At 34.2% G+C, this 18,179-nt stretch carries 13 protein-coding genes and 1 tRNA gene; 2 read left to right on the top strand and 12 right to left on the bottom strand.

Translation table 11 applies throughout. The features are described from left to right. Positions 1-8: 8 nt before the first annotated feature. From NCCP28_RS20745 to NCCP28_RS20725, 5 genes are all read right to left on the bottom strand, one after another. Positions 9-1,460: an o-succinylbenzoate--CoA ligase gene (locus NCCP28_RS20745; protein ID WP_248563126.1), complete on the bottom strand. Its 1,452-nt coding sequence runs from the start codon at positions 1,458-1,460 to the stop codon at positions 9-11. Positions 1,461-1,593: 133 nt separating this feature from the next. Next, positions 1,594-2,412, bottom strand: coding sequence for a 1,4-dihydroxy-2-naphthoyl-CoA synthase (menB, locus tag NCCP28_RS20740; protein WP_248563125.1), 819 nt, complete (start codon positions 2,410-2,412; stop codon positions 1,594-1,596). Positions 2,413-2,460: 48 nt separating this feature from the next. Continuing rightward, positions 2,461-3,267, bottom strand: a complete 807-nt coding sequence (menH, locus tag NCCP28_RS20735) for a 2-succinyl-6-hydroxy-2,4-cyclohexadiene-1-carboxylate synthase (RefSeq protein ID WP_248563124.1) — start codon at positions 3,265-3,267, stop codon at positions 2,461-2,463. Next, positions 3,267-5,024, bottom strand: coding sequence for a 2-succinyl-5-enolpyruvyl-6-hydroxy-3-cyclohexene-1-carboxylic-acid synthase (menD, locus tag NCCP28_RS20730; RefSeq protein ID WP_248563123.1), 1,758 nt, complete (start codon positions 5,022-5,024; stop codon positions 3,267-3,269). Before menD ends, menH begins: the two co-directional genes overlap by 1 nt. Next, complete coding sequence (locus NCCP28_RS20725; protein WP_248563122.1) at positions 5,021-6,400, bottom strand: isochorismate synthase; 1,380 nt, start codon at positions 6,398-6,400, stop codon at positions 5,021-5,023. Before NCCP28_RS20725 ends, menD begins: the two co-directional genes overlap by 4 nt. Before the next feature lie 640 nt (positions 6,401-7,040). Here NCCP28_RS20725 and NCCP28_RS20720 point away from each other — a divergent pair. Then, complete coding sequence (locus tag NCCP28_RS20720; RefSeq protein WP_309296644.1) at positions 7,041-7,790, top strand: TraR/DksA C4-type zinc finger protein; 750 nt, start codon at positions 7,041-7,043, stop codon at positions 7,788-7,790. Positions 7,791-7,922: 132 nt separating this feature from the next. Here the strand turns inward: NCCP28_RS20720 and NCCP28_RS20715 are convergent, their stop codons facing one another. From NCCP28_RS20715 to glgB, 5 genes are read right to left on the bottom strand one after another with little or no spacing between them, the layout of a single operon-like run. Continuing rightward, positions 7,923-10,325, bottom strand: coding sequence for a glycogen/starch/alpha-glucan phosphorylase (locus NCCP28_RS20715; protein ID WP_248563120.1), 2,403 nt, complete (start codon positions 10,323-10,325; stop codon positions 7,923-7,925). Next, positions 10,312-11,769, bottom strand: a complete 1,458-nt coding sequence (glgA, locus tag NCCP28_RS20710; RefSeq protein WP_248563119.1) for a glycogen synthase GlgA — start codon at positions 11,767-11,769, stop codon at positions 10,312-10,314. Before glgA ends, NCCP28_RS20715 begins: the two co-directional genes overlap by 14 nt. After that, on the bottom strand, positions 11,766-12,794 hold the full coding sequence (locus NCCP28_RS20705; RefSeq protein WP_248563176.1) for a GlgC family sugar phosphate nucleotidyltransferase: 1,029 nt from the start codon (positions 12,792-12,794) through the stop codon (positions 11,766-11,768). Before NCCP28_RS20705 ends, glgA begins: the two co-directional genes overlap by 4 nt. Positions 12,795-12,817: 23 nt before the next feature. Continuing rightward, entirely contained in the window at positions 12,818-13,963 is a 1,146-nt protein-coding gene (locus NCCP28_RS20700; RefSeq protein ID WP_248563118.1) for a glucose-1-phosphate adenylyltransferase, read from the bottom strand. Beyond that, positions 13,911-15,851: a 1,4-alpha-glucan branching protein GlgB gene (gene glgB, locus NCCP28_RS20695; protein ID WP_248563117.1), complete on the bottom strand. Its 1,941-nt coding sequence runs from the start codon at positions 15,849-15,851 to the stop codon at positions 13,911-13,913. Before glgB ends, NCCP28_RS20700 begins: the two co-directional genes overlap by 53 nt. Before the next feature lie 315 nt (positions 15,852-16,166). On the opposite strand from glgB, the gene NCCP28_RS20690 reads away from it, so the two are divergent. Beyond that, positions 16,167-16,382, top strand: coding sequence for a hypothetical protein (locus NCCP28_RS20690; protein ID WP_248563116.1), 216 nt, complete (start codon positions 16,167-16,169; stop codon positions 16,380-16,382). Positions 16,383-16,806: 424 nt separating this feature from the next. On the opposite strand, the gene NCCP28_RS20685 is transcribed toward NCCP28_RS20690, so the two are convergent. Together NCCP28_RS20685 and NCCP28_RS20680 are read right to left on the bottom strand one after the other, a co-directional pair. Next, positions 16,807-16,968, bottom strand: coding sequence for an FbpB family small basic protein (locus NCCP28_RS20685; RefSeq protein WP_248563115.1), 162 nt, complete (start codon positions 16,966-16,968; stop codon positions 16,807-16,809). Between the two features lie 1,138 nt (positions 16,969-18,106). Then, positions 18,107-18,178: transfer RNA gene (locus NCCP28_RS20680), tRNA-Glu, on the bottom strand. Between the last annotated feature and the right edge of the window lies 1 nt (position 18,179).

The raw sequence follows: 18,179 nt of genomic DNA, 5'->3' as shown, positions 1-18,179 counted from the left end.
GAAAATGCCTAGTTTCTCAACTTCCTGCGCAATATTTTTTTAGATGCATTTCTTGGAATTTCAGAAATAAAATAGACTTTTTTAGGCACTTTATATTTTGCCAGCTTTTGTTTGCAGATATTCAAAATAGTTTCCTCTGTTAACACAACGTTATGTTCCTTTACCACAAAAGCAATCGGCACCTCGCCCCACTCTTCATTTTTTTCTCCCACTACTCCTGCATCTATTATTCCATTTATGGCTGTAAGCACACCCTCTATTTCAGCAGGATAAATATTCTCTCCTCCTGAAATAATGAGATCTGTTCGTCTATCTAGTACAAAAAGAAATCCCTCTGAGTCTATATACCCGATATCCCCTGTATAAAACCAGCCATCTATTGATATTTTTCCCTTATTTAAATATCCTTGAGATACATTTGGCCCATATACAGCAATTTCGCCAGGAATATTGGGAGCAGTTTCATTTCCTTTATCATCCATGATTTTTATTTGAGCAGGGAATAATGCCTTGCCGGCAGATCCAATTTTTTTTGTGCTATACTCTGAAGCTAAGGTTACTATTTGTGACGAAGTTTCTGTCATGCCATAGGAATAGTAAACAGGGATTCCTTTTTTCATGCAGCTATTTAATAAATCTAAAGAGGCAGGTCCTCCTCCAAGGAGCATACAGCGAAAAGTCAAAGGTAAGCTTTTTTCCACGGCAAATTCAATTTTTTGCAGCATTGTAGTGACAACGGACATGATACTTATTTTTTCTTTTTCTATATCTCTTAATATCTTATCTACTTCAAAATGATCATGGAGCACTAACTTTATCCCATATACCATGCTTCTAATTAAGATGGAGTATCCGCTAATATGAAATAGTGGTACTGCACATAACCATGCATCTTTTTCATGCAAACCAAGATTTAAGACACTGCCCATTGCACTCCACCAGTGGTTTCCATATGTTTGAATAACACCTTTCGGAAATCCTGTTGTTCCAGATGTATACATAATGGTACAAGTATCCGCTAAATGGATTATCTTTTTTTCACTGGGCTCAGCATAAGAAGCGGCAGCTTGTTTATCCATTATATTTAATGCTGGCATTTGCTCCTTTATCTGTTTACAAACTGAATTAAATACCGGTTCTGTTACAAGAAACTCAACACGAGCATCATTCAATTGATAGACTAATTCATCTGCTGTTAATCGGTTATTTAATAACACAGCCTTTGCACCAATAATCTGTAAGGCCAGCAAAGAAATGACTGTATCTAAATCGCTTTTTACCAAAAAGCCAACATATGCTTTCTCCGTTACACCGCTTGCTGTCAATACGCCTGCTCTATAATAAGCCTCTTGATATAACTCTTTGAAAGTTAAACGTTTATCCTTAAAAACAATCGCTTCTCTATTTGGAGTTAATGCTGCTCTATTTTTCAAAAAATTAGGAAGTATATCTGGATTCAATTTTCTCACCTTTTTAATAAATAAAGGTGGCATAGCAGCCGACGCTTTTAGAAACAGCAAAACCTGCTTCCTTTTTTGCATCTGAACATACTAAAACCACCTATTATTATTTGTTTTTTAATAATCTTGCTTATTAAGGAAAACGAGGGAATTGCCCAAAATCTGGTTTGCGTTTTTCTTTAAATGAATCTCTGCCTTCTTTTGCTTCATCTGTTGTATAATACAACAATGTTGCATCTCCTGCAAATTGCTGAATTCCTGCTAAGCCATCTGTATCTGCATTAAATGCAGCTTTTAAGAAACGTAATGCAGTCGGACTTTTTTCAAGAATTTCCTCACACCATTTAATTGTTTCTTCTTCTACTTGATCCAATGGGACTACCGTATTGACTAATCCCATATCTAATGCTTCTTCGGCATTATATTGTCTGCATAAAAACCAAATTTCGCGAGCCTTTTTATGACCGACAATACGTGCTAAATAGCCAGAGCCATATCCGGCATCAAAGCTTCCTACATTTGGTCCTGTCTGTCCAAATACAGCATTATCAGCAGCAATCGTTAAGTCGCAGACAATATGCAGTACATGTCCTCCACCAATTGCATAGCCTTTAACCATCGCAATTACTGGCTTTGGAATGACACGAATCAGACGCTGCAAATCTAATACATTCAAACGAGGGATTTGGTCATCACCAACATATCCGCCATGTCCTCTCACCTTTTGGTCGCCGCCGGAACAAAATGCTTTATCTCCTGCACCTGTTAATACGATAACCCCAACATTGCTGTCATCCCTTGCTCTTGCAAATGCATCGATTAATTCACTTACCGTTTTCGGCGTAAAAGCATTATGTACATGAGGTCTATTTATCGTAATTTTTGCAATGCCATTATATGTTTCATATATAATTTCATCATATTGGCGTACTGCTACCCATTCTACAGTCATCTTTATTTCCTCCTTTTTTCCTTTGAATCATCTATCAAATCTTTTTGTTTAATTTGATAAAAACTCCTTTACTATTGTACCAAATATTTCACTTTTCTCCACATGAATTGCATGGCCTGCTTCTTTAATCTTCCGCCATTGAATTTGATGGTTATATTCTTTTATCTGTTTCGCTATACCACAAAATTTTGTATCTGATTCTCCTGTAATTAACAGCGTTTCCCTTGTTAGCTTATGCAAATCATCCCACCAAGATGGCTGCTGTCCTGTCCCCATTCCCAATAAGCTAAGCTGCAGACCTAATGCATTATTCTGCAAACGCTGCTTTTTTATATTATCTTTTATAAAGCTGGGCAAATGTTGTTGACTTTCAAACAAAGGGATATTCTCCCATTTGTCTATAAACTTTTCTACTCCTTCTTCTACAATAGATTTTCCTAGTTTTTCATCCTGTATTCTTCTTTCTTTTCTCTCTGCTTCTGCTGCCAAACCAGGAGAAGCACTTTCTAAAACTAATTTTCGAACAAAATCAGGATATTTGATTGCGAAGGTAAGAGCAAGTCTTCCTCCCATAGAGTAGCCTAATACATGCGCAGCATTCACATTAAGCTCCATTAAAATTTCTTTTATATGGCTGGCTACAGTTAATATATTATATTTACAGATATCCATGGAAGAATCGGTTTTGCCATGCCCAATAATATCAATTAGAATTAATCGACAAGTTTTTTTCCAAACTGGGATAAAAGGATACCAGGTGCTGCAATCTCCTGTAAAACCATGCAATAAAACAAAAGGTTCTCCTTGGCCATATATTTCGACATGATAGGCAACATCATCCACAACAATATTCATCAAATTCCATCCTTAAAGTACAAGTCTATTTCCTGGGAAACATTATTTAGCAAATTTCGATGTTCAGCTAAATTTTCATCTCGATTTGTTTTTATTTCAATAATCCGCAGTGAATTAACCTCTTTTTTCTGAGTTAGTTCTTGTTCCAATTGAAGCCAATTTTCTATCGATAGATATTGTCCATTATACATAGAAGCTACATGTTTAAAGTCTAAATCTAGAGGGGTTCCAAATAATAATTCAAAATGTTTTTTATGATTTGCTTGCGGCAAAAAGGAGAAAATCCCCCCACCATTATTATTAATCAGCAAAACAGTAATTGAGATATGAAATTGCTTTGCCGCAATTAAACCATTTAAATCATGGAAAAAGGTTAAATCCCCAACAACTAAATATAATGGCTGAGGTTTAGTTGCTGCTCCAACACCTAAAGCAGTGGATACCGTTCCGTCTATTCCATTTGCTCCTCTATTGGCAAAAACCGTTATTTTTTTCTGCTGCAAATGAAAAAAAGTATCTAAATCTCGAATTGGCATACTATTGCCAACAAAAAGAACAGCATCCTCAGGCAATAAATTTCCCAGCATAGAAAATAACTTTCCTTCACTCATATCAGCTGCATCTTCTATTTGTCTTAATGCTTTTTTTGTTAGACGATTGATATTTTGCCAAGAAATTAATTCGTGATTTATTGAGCAACTTGGAAAATACGAGACTAGCCTTTCGCAAAATAATACTTCCTCACAATAGATCATTTCGGAAGTCAGCTGATTCGGATCTCTAAATCCTCCTCCTCCATCGACAACAAGCTGTTCTACATCTTTATGTTCTTTTAAAAACAAAGTAAGAGCTTTGGAAATAGGCATACTGCCAAAACGAATAATGATATTTGGCTTCAGCTTTTGCTTAGCTGTTTCATTTCGCAAAAAAGTATCATATGCATCGATAATAAACTCTTCTCCATCTATATTAGTTCTTAATTGTGAAAGAGGATCTGCCAATATTGGAAAGTTTAATTTCTTGGCTAACTTAAATAAACTTTCAGGAAAATTTTCCTTATATAATTCTCCGCAAATAATGATTCCATTTGTTTGTGATTGCAACTTTTTTGCTAACGACTGGAAATATTCTTCCGCAATAGCTAATGAGCCTTGTTCTATATGAATAGATGAATTGTTTTTTTCTTTTTTTTGGTATGCTTCTATATGTTCTAAATCTGGTATAAGCGGCTCACGGATAGGCAAATTCACATGCACTGGACCTTTAGGATCCAAAAGAGTTGTAGCTACCGCTCTTGCGCCAACTGTTTTAGCATAGCGAATCATTCCTTCTGTGCCGTCTGGCGGGGACATTTCCACAAACCACTTCACCTGGTTTCCATATAATTCGATTTGATTGATTGCCTGGGGAGCCCCAACATCACGCAATTCATGAGGGCGATCTGCCGTCAATACAATCAAAGGAATCCGTGAGATCTTTGCTTCAATAATGGCTGGAAAATAATTAGCAGCAGCTGTGCCGGATGTACATAATAAAACAGTTGGTTTTTTTGATGCTTTTGCCATCCCCAATGCATAAAAAGCTGCAGATCTTTCATCAACATGAACAAATAGATTTAGCTTTGCTTGTTCTGCCATTAGCATGGCAATAGGTGTAGAACGAGATCCAGGACTAATGACGACGTTTTCAATACCACTCTGCACTAATTCGTTAATAAAGGCATACAAATAAGCAGTTAAGTTTTGTTGGTGATTCATTGTTTTCCTCCTAAAGCTCTCTGCATTGGTCTAAACTTCATTGCAGTTTCTTTATATTCTAATTCCACATCCGAATTTGCTACAATGCCACAGCCAGCAAATATAGATGCCTCATTTTTTTGAATAAGGCCTGAGCGGATGCTAACAGCAAATTCTCCATTTCCCTGGTAATCTATCCATCCTAAAGGAGCTCCATATAATCCCCTATCCAACTGTTCTTCTTCTCTAATTTTTTCTATCGCTAACATTTTAGGAAATCCTCCTAATGCTGGAGTTGGATGTAATAGCCTAATTAATTCAATTAGCGATTCTTTTTCTTTTAAAATACCTTTAACTGGTGTATATAAATGCTGAATATCCCTCATCTTCATTAAAATTGGTGCAGTTGGTATCTCGACTTGTCGACAAACCATTTCCATGGCAGACTGTATCATATTCACTACATATTGATGTTCTGTTCGATTCTTTTCATCTGCCAAAAGCTTTGCTCCAAGCTCCTGATCCTTCGCTTCATCTTCTCCTCGGGGAATAGAACCAGCTAGACAAGTAGACAATACTTCATTGCCAGTCTTTTTTACTAGCCTCTCCGGCGTGGCGCCAATAAAACAATTATCCCCTTCCTCTAATGCAAAAATATAGCTATTATTTTGTTCCCTAAGCAATTGATCAAGTACAGATTCTGTTTGAATCTCTTCTTTAAATACTAGTCTGCATTCTCTTGCTAATACTACTTTCTTTAATGTACTGTTTAAACTTTTCACTACTTTCCCAACAACGTCTTTCCAATATTCCCCATCAACTTCCAGTGATTTGATTAATGGATTTCTTTCTATATACGGTTTCACGGTTTCTTTATGATGGAAAAACAGCGATAACTTATCCTCTATTTTTTGTTCATAGATTGCATCTGTTTCATCCATTACCATATTAACGGTTAAAAATTGTTCCCCATTTATTTCACTTAACATAAATTCAGGCACAAAAAAATGAGCATCCGCAAATGATTCCCACAGCTCAGTTTTTTGTTTTTCTGGATCGAAAGAGAATCCCCCAAATAATGTAGGTCCTACTCCAATCCTATTAAAATCATTCATTAACCTGCTATTTTCCAGAAATTTTCTCCATCTTTGTTCCACTGCTGTGTAAAGATCTTTGTGGTTATTGATATAGATTTCTTTACATTTTCCTATTCCTATTAGAATATTTTCTGATGCTGGGTCTTTCCAAAAAAATCGTTTTCCTTTATATGATGAATAGTTAGCGAAAAAAGCAAGACAGTCTTCTGGTTCTACTTTTATTACTTTACTTACTAAAAAAGAAGAGTCTTTTCCTTGCTGAACTTTATCATCCACTAATAATCCTTTGCTATATTTCATTCTATGTAAATCCCCCTAAAAAACGAGTCAAAAATTCACGTCGCTTTCCAATCTTATCCCTTTAAATACCTGTTTGTTCAACAAATTGACTTATTTTAAGATACACCTGTGATCAATACTATGTCAATGTTCCAAGTTTAATATCCCCTATTATTTAGCACATTAATAACAGATTTGATAAATAGTTGCTTTAAGTCTTTTATATATTAACTGTTAAAACCATTTTATTCAGCCGAGTCATGCTTGGCTACTGACATCTCCAAGGAAGTGAACCTTCAATCAGTTAGCTTTTCTGATTGCTCCTTGAGACAAAATAGAATATAGATTACACAGACATTGGTACAGGACCGTGGTAATGTCTGTGGTTTTTTCCATCGGGCTTTTACCCAGCAAGATATTTCCTCTTTTTATTCCTTAGGAAAGGCTAGAATTCCCTTAAATAGGGATAATTTTTTTATCCAAAAATGTGAGTTTTCGATTGCTTTCTTTTTAGTGAAAAATATTTATGAGAGATGGAAGATATCATTTATCTATGTTTTATCTGCAGCTATATGGGGAAAGTTAAGTAAAAAGTGATGCTTGGTTTATTTTTTCCATAATCGCTTATACTACAATTACTATTTAAGTTTTGGATAAGGATGTGATAGCTTTGTTAACGAAAGAACAAATAAATACGCTAAAAAAAGAATTAGAAGATAGAAAAGCTGAAATTTCCAATAGACAAACTCATTACGTAGATGAGGATAATCAGCGGGAGTCAGTAGGAGAACTTTCGAGTTATGATAATCATCCTGCAGATATGGCCACAGAACTTTATGAGCGGGAAAAAGATTATGCACTAGAAGAACATGATCAATCCGAGTTAAATAAGATTAATAATGCTCTTCAGGCAATTGAAAAAGGAACATATGGGGTTTGCCGCGTTTCGGGGCAGGATATACCTTATGAGCGTTTAGAAGCTGTTCCTACTGCTTTAACGCTTAAAGAATACAGTCCAGAACAATCCGTAGCACAGGATAGACCTGTAGAAGAAGAATTATTAGAACCGGCACATGGCAATGTTTATCGCCATTATGATACAGATGGAGTAAGAGATTATGACGATAGTTTTCAAGAAGTGGCTAGATATGGTACATCGGAAACCCCTTCTGATTTAAGAGGCGATTTTGAAGATTATGGAAGTCTCTATGATCGTGATGGAGATGATGAAGGTTTTACTGAAGACTATGAATCCTTTGTAGCTACAGATATTGAAGGGAAAAATCAAACTGTTTATCCTAGCAAACAACATGAACAGTACGAAGAAGCACTTGATGACGAAGGCGTTGAAGCGCCATTTGGCGATGTGCCATATCATAAGACAGATGGTTATGTTGATGAGGAAAAATAAAAAACATAGGCAAGCAGACTGTATACTGGAATAAGTTGTTTTCTCGTTTTATGCAGCATAAACCAAAAGGGACTTATTGCTTGTAATGCCAAAAAACCTAGCAAAGATGAACACTAGGTTTTTTGGATGCCTTTAGAAAGTAGCTTTTATTTTCCAAATGTCATCTGCATATTCTTTAATGGTTCTATCACTGGAAAAATGTCCAGATTTTGCAATATTAATGGCACACATTTGCAGCCACTTTTGTTGATTTTGATAGGTTTCATCAACCACTTGATGAATATTTTCATATGAATGAAAATCTTTTAATACAAAATATTGGTCATTTTCAATTAGCAATGAATCGAATATAGGGTCAAACTCATTATTTGTATCATGGAAAAATCCATTTTTTAATTGGTCGACAACTTCTTTTATACGCTTATCATGATGATAGTATTCTGTAGATCTATATCCACCATTTTGATAAAGACCTAAAACTTCATCTGCATTCATGCCAAAGATGAAAATATTGTCATCTCCAACCAAATCTTTCATTTCAATATTAGCTCCATCCAACGTTCCTACAGTTAACGCACCATTCATCATAAACTTCATATTCCCTGTTCCTGATGCTTCTTTAGATGCTGTAGAGATTTGTTCACTGACATCCGCTGCTGGAAATATATGCTCTGCCAAGGAAACCCGATAATTTTCAAGAAATACAACTTTTATTTTATCTTGAATCGTTTTATCTTTGTTCACTTTATCTGCAACCGAATTTATTAACTTAATGATTTTTTTCGCGTAATAATATCCTGGCGAAGCTTTTGCCCCAAAAATAAATGTTCTTGGTGTAATATCAAGATTAGGATTTTCCTTTAATCTATTATACAAATGCATAATATGCAGCACATTTAAAAGCTGTCGTTTATATGCATGCAATCTTTTTACTTGCACATCAAAAATAGACTCTGGATTGACTGTAATTCCATTGCTTTCTTTTATAATTTTGGCCAACTGGATTTTATTTTCTTGTTTGATGGATGCCAGTTGCTGCAAAAATCCATTGTCTTGTTGAAAATGAAGCAATTCATTTAACTGTCCAGGTTGATGTATCCATTCACTGCCGATTGTATCTGTTACCAATTGAGTTAATTTAGGATTAGCTTTAATTAACCAACGCCTATGTGTTATCCCATTTGTTTTATTATTAAATTTTTGAGGGAAAAATTGATAAAAATCATTCATTTCTCTTGTTTTCAATATTTCTGTATGAATTTCTGCTACTCCATTAACACTATAGCTTCCTACTAATGCTAAATGTGCCATCTTGACCATGCTATGAGCAATGATAGCCATATTCTCTATTTTGTGGAAATCGCCTGGATATTTATCCCACAATTCATTGCAAAATCGTTCGTTTATCTCCTGAATAATCATATAGATGCGAGGTAATAGTGGCTGAAAAATATAAATTGGCCATTTCTCTAAAGCCTCTGACAAAGTAGTATGATTCGTATAGGAAATTGTATTTTTTGTAATTTCCCATGCCTCTTCCCAAGGCAATCCTTCATTATCTAATAAAATTCTCATTAATTCTGGGATAGCTAAAACTGGGTGGGTATCGTTTATATGAATGCTTATATGTTGGTGAAAGTTCCTTATATCTTTATACTGCTGTTTATAATTTTTTATAATGGATTGCAAGCTGGAAGATACAAGGAAGTATTGTTGTTTTAACCGAAGTATTTTTCCTTCATCATTTGCATCATCTGGATATAAAAATTCAGATATTTTTTCTGTTTCTCTTTTATATCGCATAATATCATTCACATCTTTTGCTAAAAGAGAGGCTGGTTCGGCGTTCCATAATCTTAGTGTATTAACCGTAGTTGTATCATATCCAATAACAGGCACGTCATGAGGAACGGCAGTTACAGTTTCGGCATTTAAATGCCGAAACTGTAACTTTCCATCTTTTTCATACATATCTATATTGCCCCAAAATTGAATATCAACAGCCAAATCTTCTTTTCTTACTTCCCATACTTGACCATGCTTCAGCCATTGTTCAGGAAGTTCGATCTGGTAGCCATCTACAATTCGCTGTTCAAATAAGCCATGCTTATAGCGAATTCCAAATCCATGACCTGGAAGATTTAATGTAGCTAAAGAATCCAAGAAACAAGCTGCCAGTCTTCCTAATCCGCCATTTCCTAACCCTGCATCATGTTCGATTTCCTCTATATCCCGCAAATTTATGCCTAATTCATTTAATCCTTCTGTTACGACTTTTTCTATTCCTAAATTGATTAAATTATGATAAAGCAGTCTTCCCAGTAAAAATTCAATGGATAAATAGTAAACTTGCTTTCCTTGATTTTTACGATATGCTTCGTTTGTATTAATCCAATTCGTACTAACATATTCTCTAATCATATGCCCTAATATTTGAAAATGGTCACTGCTCGTGCTGTCTTCAAATGTTTTTCCATATGTCATCTCAAGCTTTTGAAGAAAATATGTTTTAAAAGCTTCTTTATTCGTAAACATGCGTTTCACTCCTTGAGATTAGCTCTGCGTACAACTGATTATATTTAAAAGCAGACTGAGCCCAACTATTGTCCATAATCATGGCGCTTTTAATAATATGCAGCCAAATATCTTTTTCTTTTGAATAAAAATATAAAGCTCTGCGAATGGTATACAACATGTCATGTGCATTAAAATTGGTAAAGCTGAATCCATTTCCTAATCCCGTTCTTTCGTCATAGGAGAAAACAGTATCATTTAGTCCTCCAGTTTCTCGAACAACTGGTATGTTTCCATATTTCAAAGCAATTAGTTGACCTAATCCACACGGTTCAAATCTAGATGGCATTAAAAATAAATCAGCCCCTGCATATAGCTGATGTGCCAGCTTTTCATCGAACCCGATATACGCTCTACATTTTTCTGGATATTGATGCTCCATATCGCGGAAGAATTGTTCAAATTCAGGATCTCCTGTTCCCAGAACAATAAACTGGACATCTTCTTTCATTAATTCATGAAATACATGCCTTACTAGCTCTAAGCCTTTTTGTTTTGTCAATCTAGTAATCATGCAGATGATTGGAACTGATTTATCTTCTTTTAATGCAAATTTCTTTTGAATAAATTGTTTGTTCTTATACTTTTTTTCTATCGCAGTATGAGAATATTTTTGTACAATTTCATCATCTGTTTCTGGATTATAGGTTAATTCATCGATGCCATTGATGATTCCATATAGATCCTCATTCCTGCCTACTAATAAGTTATTAAGCTTTTCTCCATAATATTCTGTTTGAATTTCATTTTTATATGTTGGGCTGACAGTTGTAATCTTATCACTAGACATAATAGCAGATTTCATAAAGTTTACATTGCCGTCAAATTCCATATTTTGCACAGTTAGATAGTCATAGTCTAGTGACAATAAATCGCCAATTACCCCTCTTGGCATAATGCCTTGAAATTGTAGATTATGTATTGTAAACACCGTTTTAATAGAACTATATTCTTGTTTCCACTGATAATCCGCTTTTAATAGTAATGGAATCATAGCTGTATGCCAGTCATGACAATGGATGATATCTGGGTATTCATTAAGATGCGATAAACTTTCCAAAACAGCGCGATTAAAGAAAGCAAAACGCTCTCCATCATCTATGTAGCCATATAAACCTGACCTTTTAAAATAGTACTCATTATCCACAAAATAAAAAGTAATGCCATCCATTTCTAATGCTTCAATGCCACAATATTGTTTTCTCCAACCAATTTGAACAGTAAAATCCAGCTTCTTTTTTAATTTGCCTAAAAATATTTCTGGGATATCTTTATACTTAGGCATAATTACAGAGACTTCTGTTCCCTGCTTTTTTAATTCTTTAGGAAGGGAACCAGCAACATCTGCTAGCCCCCCAGATTTTATAAAAGGTACACATTCTGATACAGCAAATAATATTTTCACGAATTCATCAGCGCTCCTTGCACAGTTCCTTTTCTAACAACAAACGGAGAATTAAGAGTACCGTTCATTCTAGTTCCGTTTTCAACCATCACATCTTTATCTAAAATCACTGAATCTAACTCACAATTGTCACCAATTGTACACTTTTGCATAATAATGCAATTTTTTATGATAGAGCCTTTGCCAATTTTTACTGCCCGGGCAATAATGCTATTTTCTACTTGGCCTTCAATAATGCTTCCATTTGCAATCATGGAATTTTTGACTTCACTTGTATTAGTGTAATGAGTAGGCGGTTCATCCTTTACTTTTGTAAAAATAGGACGATCCTTTAAAAACAGCTGGCTCCAGATATTCATTTTTAATATCTCATTGCTTACCCGGAAATAAGTGGAGATAGAATCTATTTTTTCGGCATAGCCGGTATATTCATAGTCACATATTTTATAATTATGATGGAGATCTAACCTAATATCTTTCATGCATGTATAGCCGGTTATATCACGTGTTTGAATCAAATCAATCAATAATGATTTTTTCACCAGATATATTTCTAATGATTCTCCGCCACTTCTTATCTCTGTAATATCGCAGCCAGACTGGAGGTGCCGTTCTAAGACAGGATTAAAATTCATATTAAACACTGTATAACAATTTGCCACTAAAGCATACTCTTGTTTGCTTCTTAAAAAATAATCAATATTTGCTGCAAACTGATTAAATGAACCAATGCCTTCACTTGTTCCATCTGTTATAGAAGCCGGAAAGAAGAATAAACCATCTCTTTTTCGATCCAAATCCCAATTTTTCCCTGAACCTAAATGGTCCATTAATGACCGATATTGATATTTAGGAAAAATCGCTACACTTCCTATACCTGAATTCACCATATTGGATAACACAAAATCAATTAGTCGATATCTGCCTGCTATGGGTAACCCTGCCAGTGAACGGTGTGCAATTAATTCTTCCAAATCATCCTTATAAGTAGTTGCATCAATAACTCCAAGCATTGATTTCATCATCATGGTACCCTCCCTCTAGTTTGTTAGGAAATTAATTCATTAACCATCTCTTCTGTTACTAAAACTACTTCATCTGTTTTATTATTTGGTTTAATGACCATTCCATCTGGTATACGGATGTTAGAAGGGACTATCGCTTTTTCAATATAAGCATTTTCACCAATCTCAGCATCTGGCATAATCACAGAACTACGTATTACAGTCCCAGCACCAACATTTACACCTTGGAACACTATCGATTTTTCAATATTTCCGCTGATTATGCAGCCTTCATTAATCATCGACTCTTTTACCTTTGCTTCGTCTGAGATATATTGCGGAGGCTGATTAGGATTTACTGTATAAATTCTCCAATCATAATCAGAAATATTTAATTCGCTTTTTTCATCTAATAAATCCATATTCGCTTCCCATAAGCTTTGCACAGTACCGACATCTTTCCAGTATCCTTTAAATGGATAGGCTACCACTTTTTTATTTTGTTCAATTAACAGTGGAATAATGTCTTTGCCGAAATCATGGGACGAATTTTTATTCAAATTATCTTCTTCCAATAATTTTTTTAACACTTTCCATTTAAAAATATAGATGCCCATTGATGCTAAATTATTTTTCGGATTTGCCGGCTTTTCCTCAAATTCAACAATATCCATATTCTTATTTGTATTCATAATGCCAAATCTACTTGCTTCATTCCATGGAACTTCAATTACTGAAATAGATGCGTCTGCTTTTTTATCAATATGATACTCTAGCATTGACTCATAATTCATCTTGTAAATATGATCACCTGAAAGAATTAATACATATTCAGGATCATATTGAGACAAATAATTTATATTTTGATAGATAGCACTTGCAGTTCCTGTATACCATTTTACTTCCGATGATTCACTATATGGAGGGAGCACCGTTACGCCTCCATTTACACGATCAAGATCCCAGGCGCTTCCTATCCCAATATATGAATTTAAAACAAGCGGCTGATATTGAGTTAGTACACCAACTGTTTCAATTCCTGAGTTAGTGCAGTTGCTAAGAGTAAAATCAATAATTCGGTATTTCCCTCCAAAAGGAATAGCCGGTTTCGCTAAACTTTTGGTTAAAGAGTATAATCTACTCCCCTTTCCTCCTGCTAATAGCATTGCCACGCATCTTTTCTTTCCCATTTCCTTTTCTCTCCTTCCGATGTTGTACTGGCCTTAAAATAGTGATACTAAAAGCTGGTATCGTTAACTGAACGGAAAATGGTCTTCCATGGAATGAAACTTCTTGGGCTTTTATTACTTTTTTATTTATATAATTGGCTCCCCCAAATTCCTCAGCATCGCTATTTAATATTTCCCGATAACTGCCATCCTTTGGTACACCAATTAAATAATCTTCGTAAGTGTGATAAGTAAAATTACATACCACAATAAGAAAATCTTCTGGGTTTTTTCCTTTACGGATGAAAGAGAAAATAGATTGGTCTCTATTATTTACATCTATCCATTCAAATCCTTCATAAACATGATCCAATTCATAAAGAGGTTTTGAACGTTTATATATTTTTAATATCGCTTTTATAAAATCATTAGCTTTTTTATGCATGTCATAATCGTAAAGAAGCCAATCGAGCTGCTCTTTGTCTTTCCACTCTGAAAATTGAGCAAATTCCGCTCCCATAAACAATAACTTTTTGCCTGGATGGGCCATCATAAAACCAATCAAAAGTCTAAATTGGGCGAATTTTTGCCAATAGTCTCCTGGCATTTTATTAAGGAGAGATTTTTTTCCATGAACAACCTCATCATGGGAAAATGGCAATACAAAGTTTTCAGAGAATGCATAATGCAGTGAAAATGACACTTTATCATGCATATCTTTTCTATATTGGGACTCTGTTTCCATGTACTTAAGAAAATCGTTCATCCAGCCCATATTCCATTTATAATGAAAGCCAATTCCTCCATAATGTACCGGTGCTGTAACTTGTGGCCAATCAGTGGAGTCCTCTGCAAACATCAATATAGTTGGATCATACTGCGCAACCGTTTTATTGAGTTTTTGCAAAAATTCTATTCCATATGGGTTCATACTGCTTTCATTGGAATTTGGCCAATAGATGATATTAGATACTGCATCTACCCTGAAACCATCTACGTGAAAATATTCCATCCAAAAAAGAGCATTTGAAATTAAAAAACTATGAACTTCCATTTTCCCCAAATCAAAATTGGCAGTTCCCCAAACCAAATTTTCTCTATCCTTTGGATTGGCGTAGTCAAATTGGCTAGACCCATCAAATTGATATAAACCATGGGCATCTTTACAAAAATGACCTGGCACCCAATCTAAAATTACTCCCAGTCCATTTTGATGGCATTGATCAATAAAATACATGAGATCTTTTGGTTCACCAAAGCGACTCGTAGCTGAATAATAGCCTGTACCTTGATATCCCCATGAAATATCTAGTGGATGTTCCACTAAAGGCAATATCTCAATATGAGTAAACCCTTGATCTAAGCAATAAGGAATCAGTTCATCTGCCAACTCACGGTAGGTATAAAGACTTTCATCCTCATGCAATTTCCACGAGCCAAGGTGCACTTCATAGATTGCAAGAGGCTCATTCAAGCTATTCTTTTTTGTCTTTTTTTGTCTCCATCTTGCATCATTCCACTTATACCCATCTAAAGAATAGACAATTGATGCCGTATTGGGTCTTAATTCTGAATAAAATGCATATGGATCCGACTTTAAAAACGTATTTCCTTCAGAAGATGTAATCTGATACTTATACAATGCCCCGGTTAAGTCCTTGTTAATTTTAATAAACCATATTCCTTCTTCGTTAATACGTTCTAAGGGATACTTATCTGCTTCCCAGTTATTAAAATCTCCTACTAGTCCAATACTTTGCGCATTTGGCGCCCACACACAAAATATTGTGTAAACCTCTTCTTTATCTCTATAAACGTGCGATCCTAGCAATTTATAGCTTTCAAACAAGTTCCCTTCATGAAATAAATGTAGCTGAAATTGTGATGGATATACTGTTTCCACTTGCATCCTACTTTCTAATTCAATTATTCCGGTAAATACTGTCCTACAAAGTTGTACAAGAATTAATTTCCCTGTATTTCTACAAATAAAACTAATTCTACTAATTAAAATGAAAACGGATTACTTTGGGGTTTTGTAATAAGTATCTTACTATTTCTAATATTCTATCCGTTAGCGCCGATTTCCTTTTTGTTTTTTTAATTTTATGATATTATAAATTTTTTATGTTTAAACAACTAAAATACTTTGTTGATTTTTTAACATACTTTTTTCTACTTTAGAAAAACTAATAAAGATAAACTAGAAAAGGTGGGAAATAATTTGAGCAAAAGTGAAGAAGAATACCTATTAGAGCAGCATCCATCAGACGTTAAACCTTTTTTTGAAGCTCCAGATAGAAAAATATTGGCTACTGGCGACATGTTTAGGGGACCATATACAGGTATTTCGTCCGACATGGATTTAAATAATCCAGGAAAAAAGCTAATGACCAGTGAAGATAAACTCGAAGAAGATATAAGACGAGGCCGGATATAAAAGAAAAAGAAGCGAAGATTTTTATCTTCCCTCTTTTTTAGCCACTATAATATTTTTATAAATTAGATAGTGCTGGCAAAACACTTAGTTATGGAATTCCCCACTTCTAGCTTTTTAAAAGTGGGGAATTCCTAATTTACAAACTTAAGAAGATGATTTATTTAACAAATAGGTTAACTTTCCAAAAGACTAGAACCATTTACTCCAACAGAACAATTGTTATTCCAGTGCAGAAATAACAACAAACTTTGCTTCTTCAAATTTTTTTTATTTGTTCTGAGAGAATCTTAGATAAGTTTCTCTTTAATACTACCCAGAGAAGGAATAATTAAGTGTAACAATCTCTTTCTGAAGAGAACCTGCGTATGCCTAAAAAAATAGATATTTTTTCAACTAATAATCAGTAAAATAAATTAACTGCTTTCTATTTAGTTTCTTTTACTGCTTGTGTATTACTAAACTTGATATCATTCATCTGTTTGTCATCAATACGTTGTTCAATTTGTTCAATTTTTATCCTATCATTTAAAATTTCATTTTTATTTTCTGCCATTAACTCGGAAAAAGATTTTTTAAGTTTTCTCATTACTTGACTCCCCTATTTTTAATATTTTACAATTTAATTTTTCTAGTATTTTTCTTAAATATAAATATGTCTATATTTCAAAGTGAAAATGAAATTCATTTTGCTGAATTTTCGGGCCGATAGAAAACATTTGGCTTTTGAGCTTTTGAGGTCCAAATCCTCGAGAGAAGCGGAGCTACCAAGGGAATTTAATCAAAAAAACAATCAAAAAAATGAGCGTTTGTGAACAGTCTGAAATATTTTTTATCAAGCATTAACAGGCTTTTGATTCTCACCTAAGAGATGATAAGGGAATACAAGAAATCTAGATGGGAGATGCAAAAGCCAACACTGATTATTAGTTAAACTTTATTTGTGGAGCAGCACAAAACAAAAAGGCACGGGATCAAAATAATTTCTATTATTTTGATCCCGTGCCTTTAGTTTTCTAATCGGCAATATTTCCATTTCTCTTAATATCCAGTATACTAATCAAATTAAACCTATATGTCAAGTGGGTTTATTTTAGAATCAAAAACAATTTTTATAAATAGAGGAAAATTACCGTAATACTAAAAAAGTCTATTACTTTTCTCTTATTTAAAAGGCTTTATCCATTGGATAAATTAAATTACTAAATTTTCATTTTAATTATTAAGCAACTATACTTTCTATGCATTTTTTAATATAAAAATTGTTCTTCTTAAATAGTAAATGTAATGTTTATCATTTGGCTATTTAAAATCGTCTAAAACATAAATCAATCAAATATATAACCTTTATAAAGTACAATTACAATCAGGCTTTTACAGGCAGTTATCTACTACCTGAATTTTTCATTTTTTTCTTAGCTTCGCGGTGAGATCAACAGCCTGTTAATGCAAAATACATTTTACTACTATAACTGTATAAACCAAGCTGGATAATTGAATTATGCTCAATACCTTTTGATTCTAGACAAAAAGAAAATATAAATAGAGAACTTTTTCTGTTTTATACATCTTCAATCAATCTCCCTACAATTATTATTAAAGCTTAAAAACAGAATAACTTATAGTGCTTAATTACTAAAGGTGAATATTATGAGTTATCCACAGACAGAATTATTTTTCTCAAACTAAAAAAGCTGTTAGCGTCTGCTAACAGCTTTTTATTCGTATGACCCATACGGGATTCGAACCCGTGTTACCGCCGTGAAAGGGCGGTGTCTTAACCGCTTGACCAATGGGCCA

The organism is Niallia sp. NCCP-28 (genome assembly GCF_023168165.1).
Lineage (GTDB): Bacteria > Bacillota > Bacilli > Bacillales > Cytobacillaceae > Niallia.
Note: the sequence above shows the minus strand (reverse complement) of the source record. Positions and strands in the feature narration are given on the sequence as shown.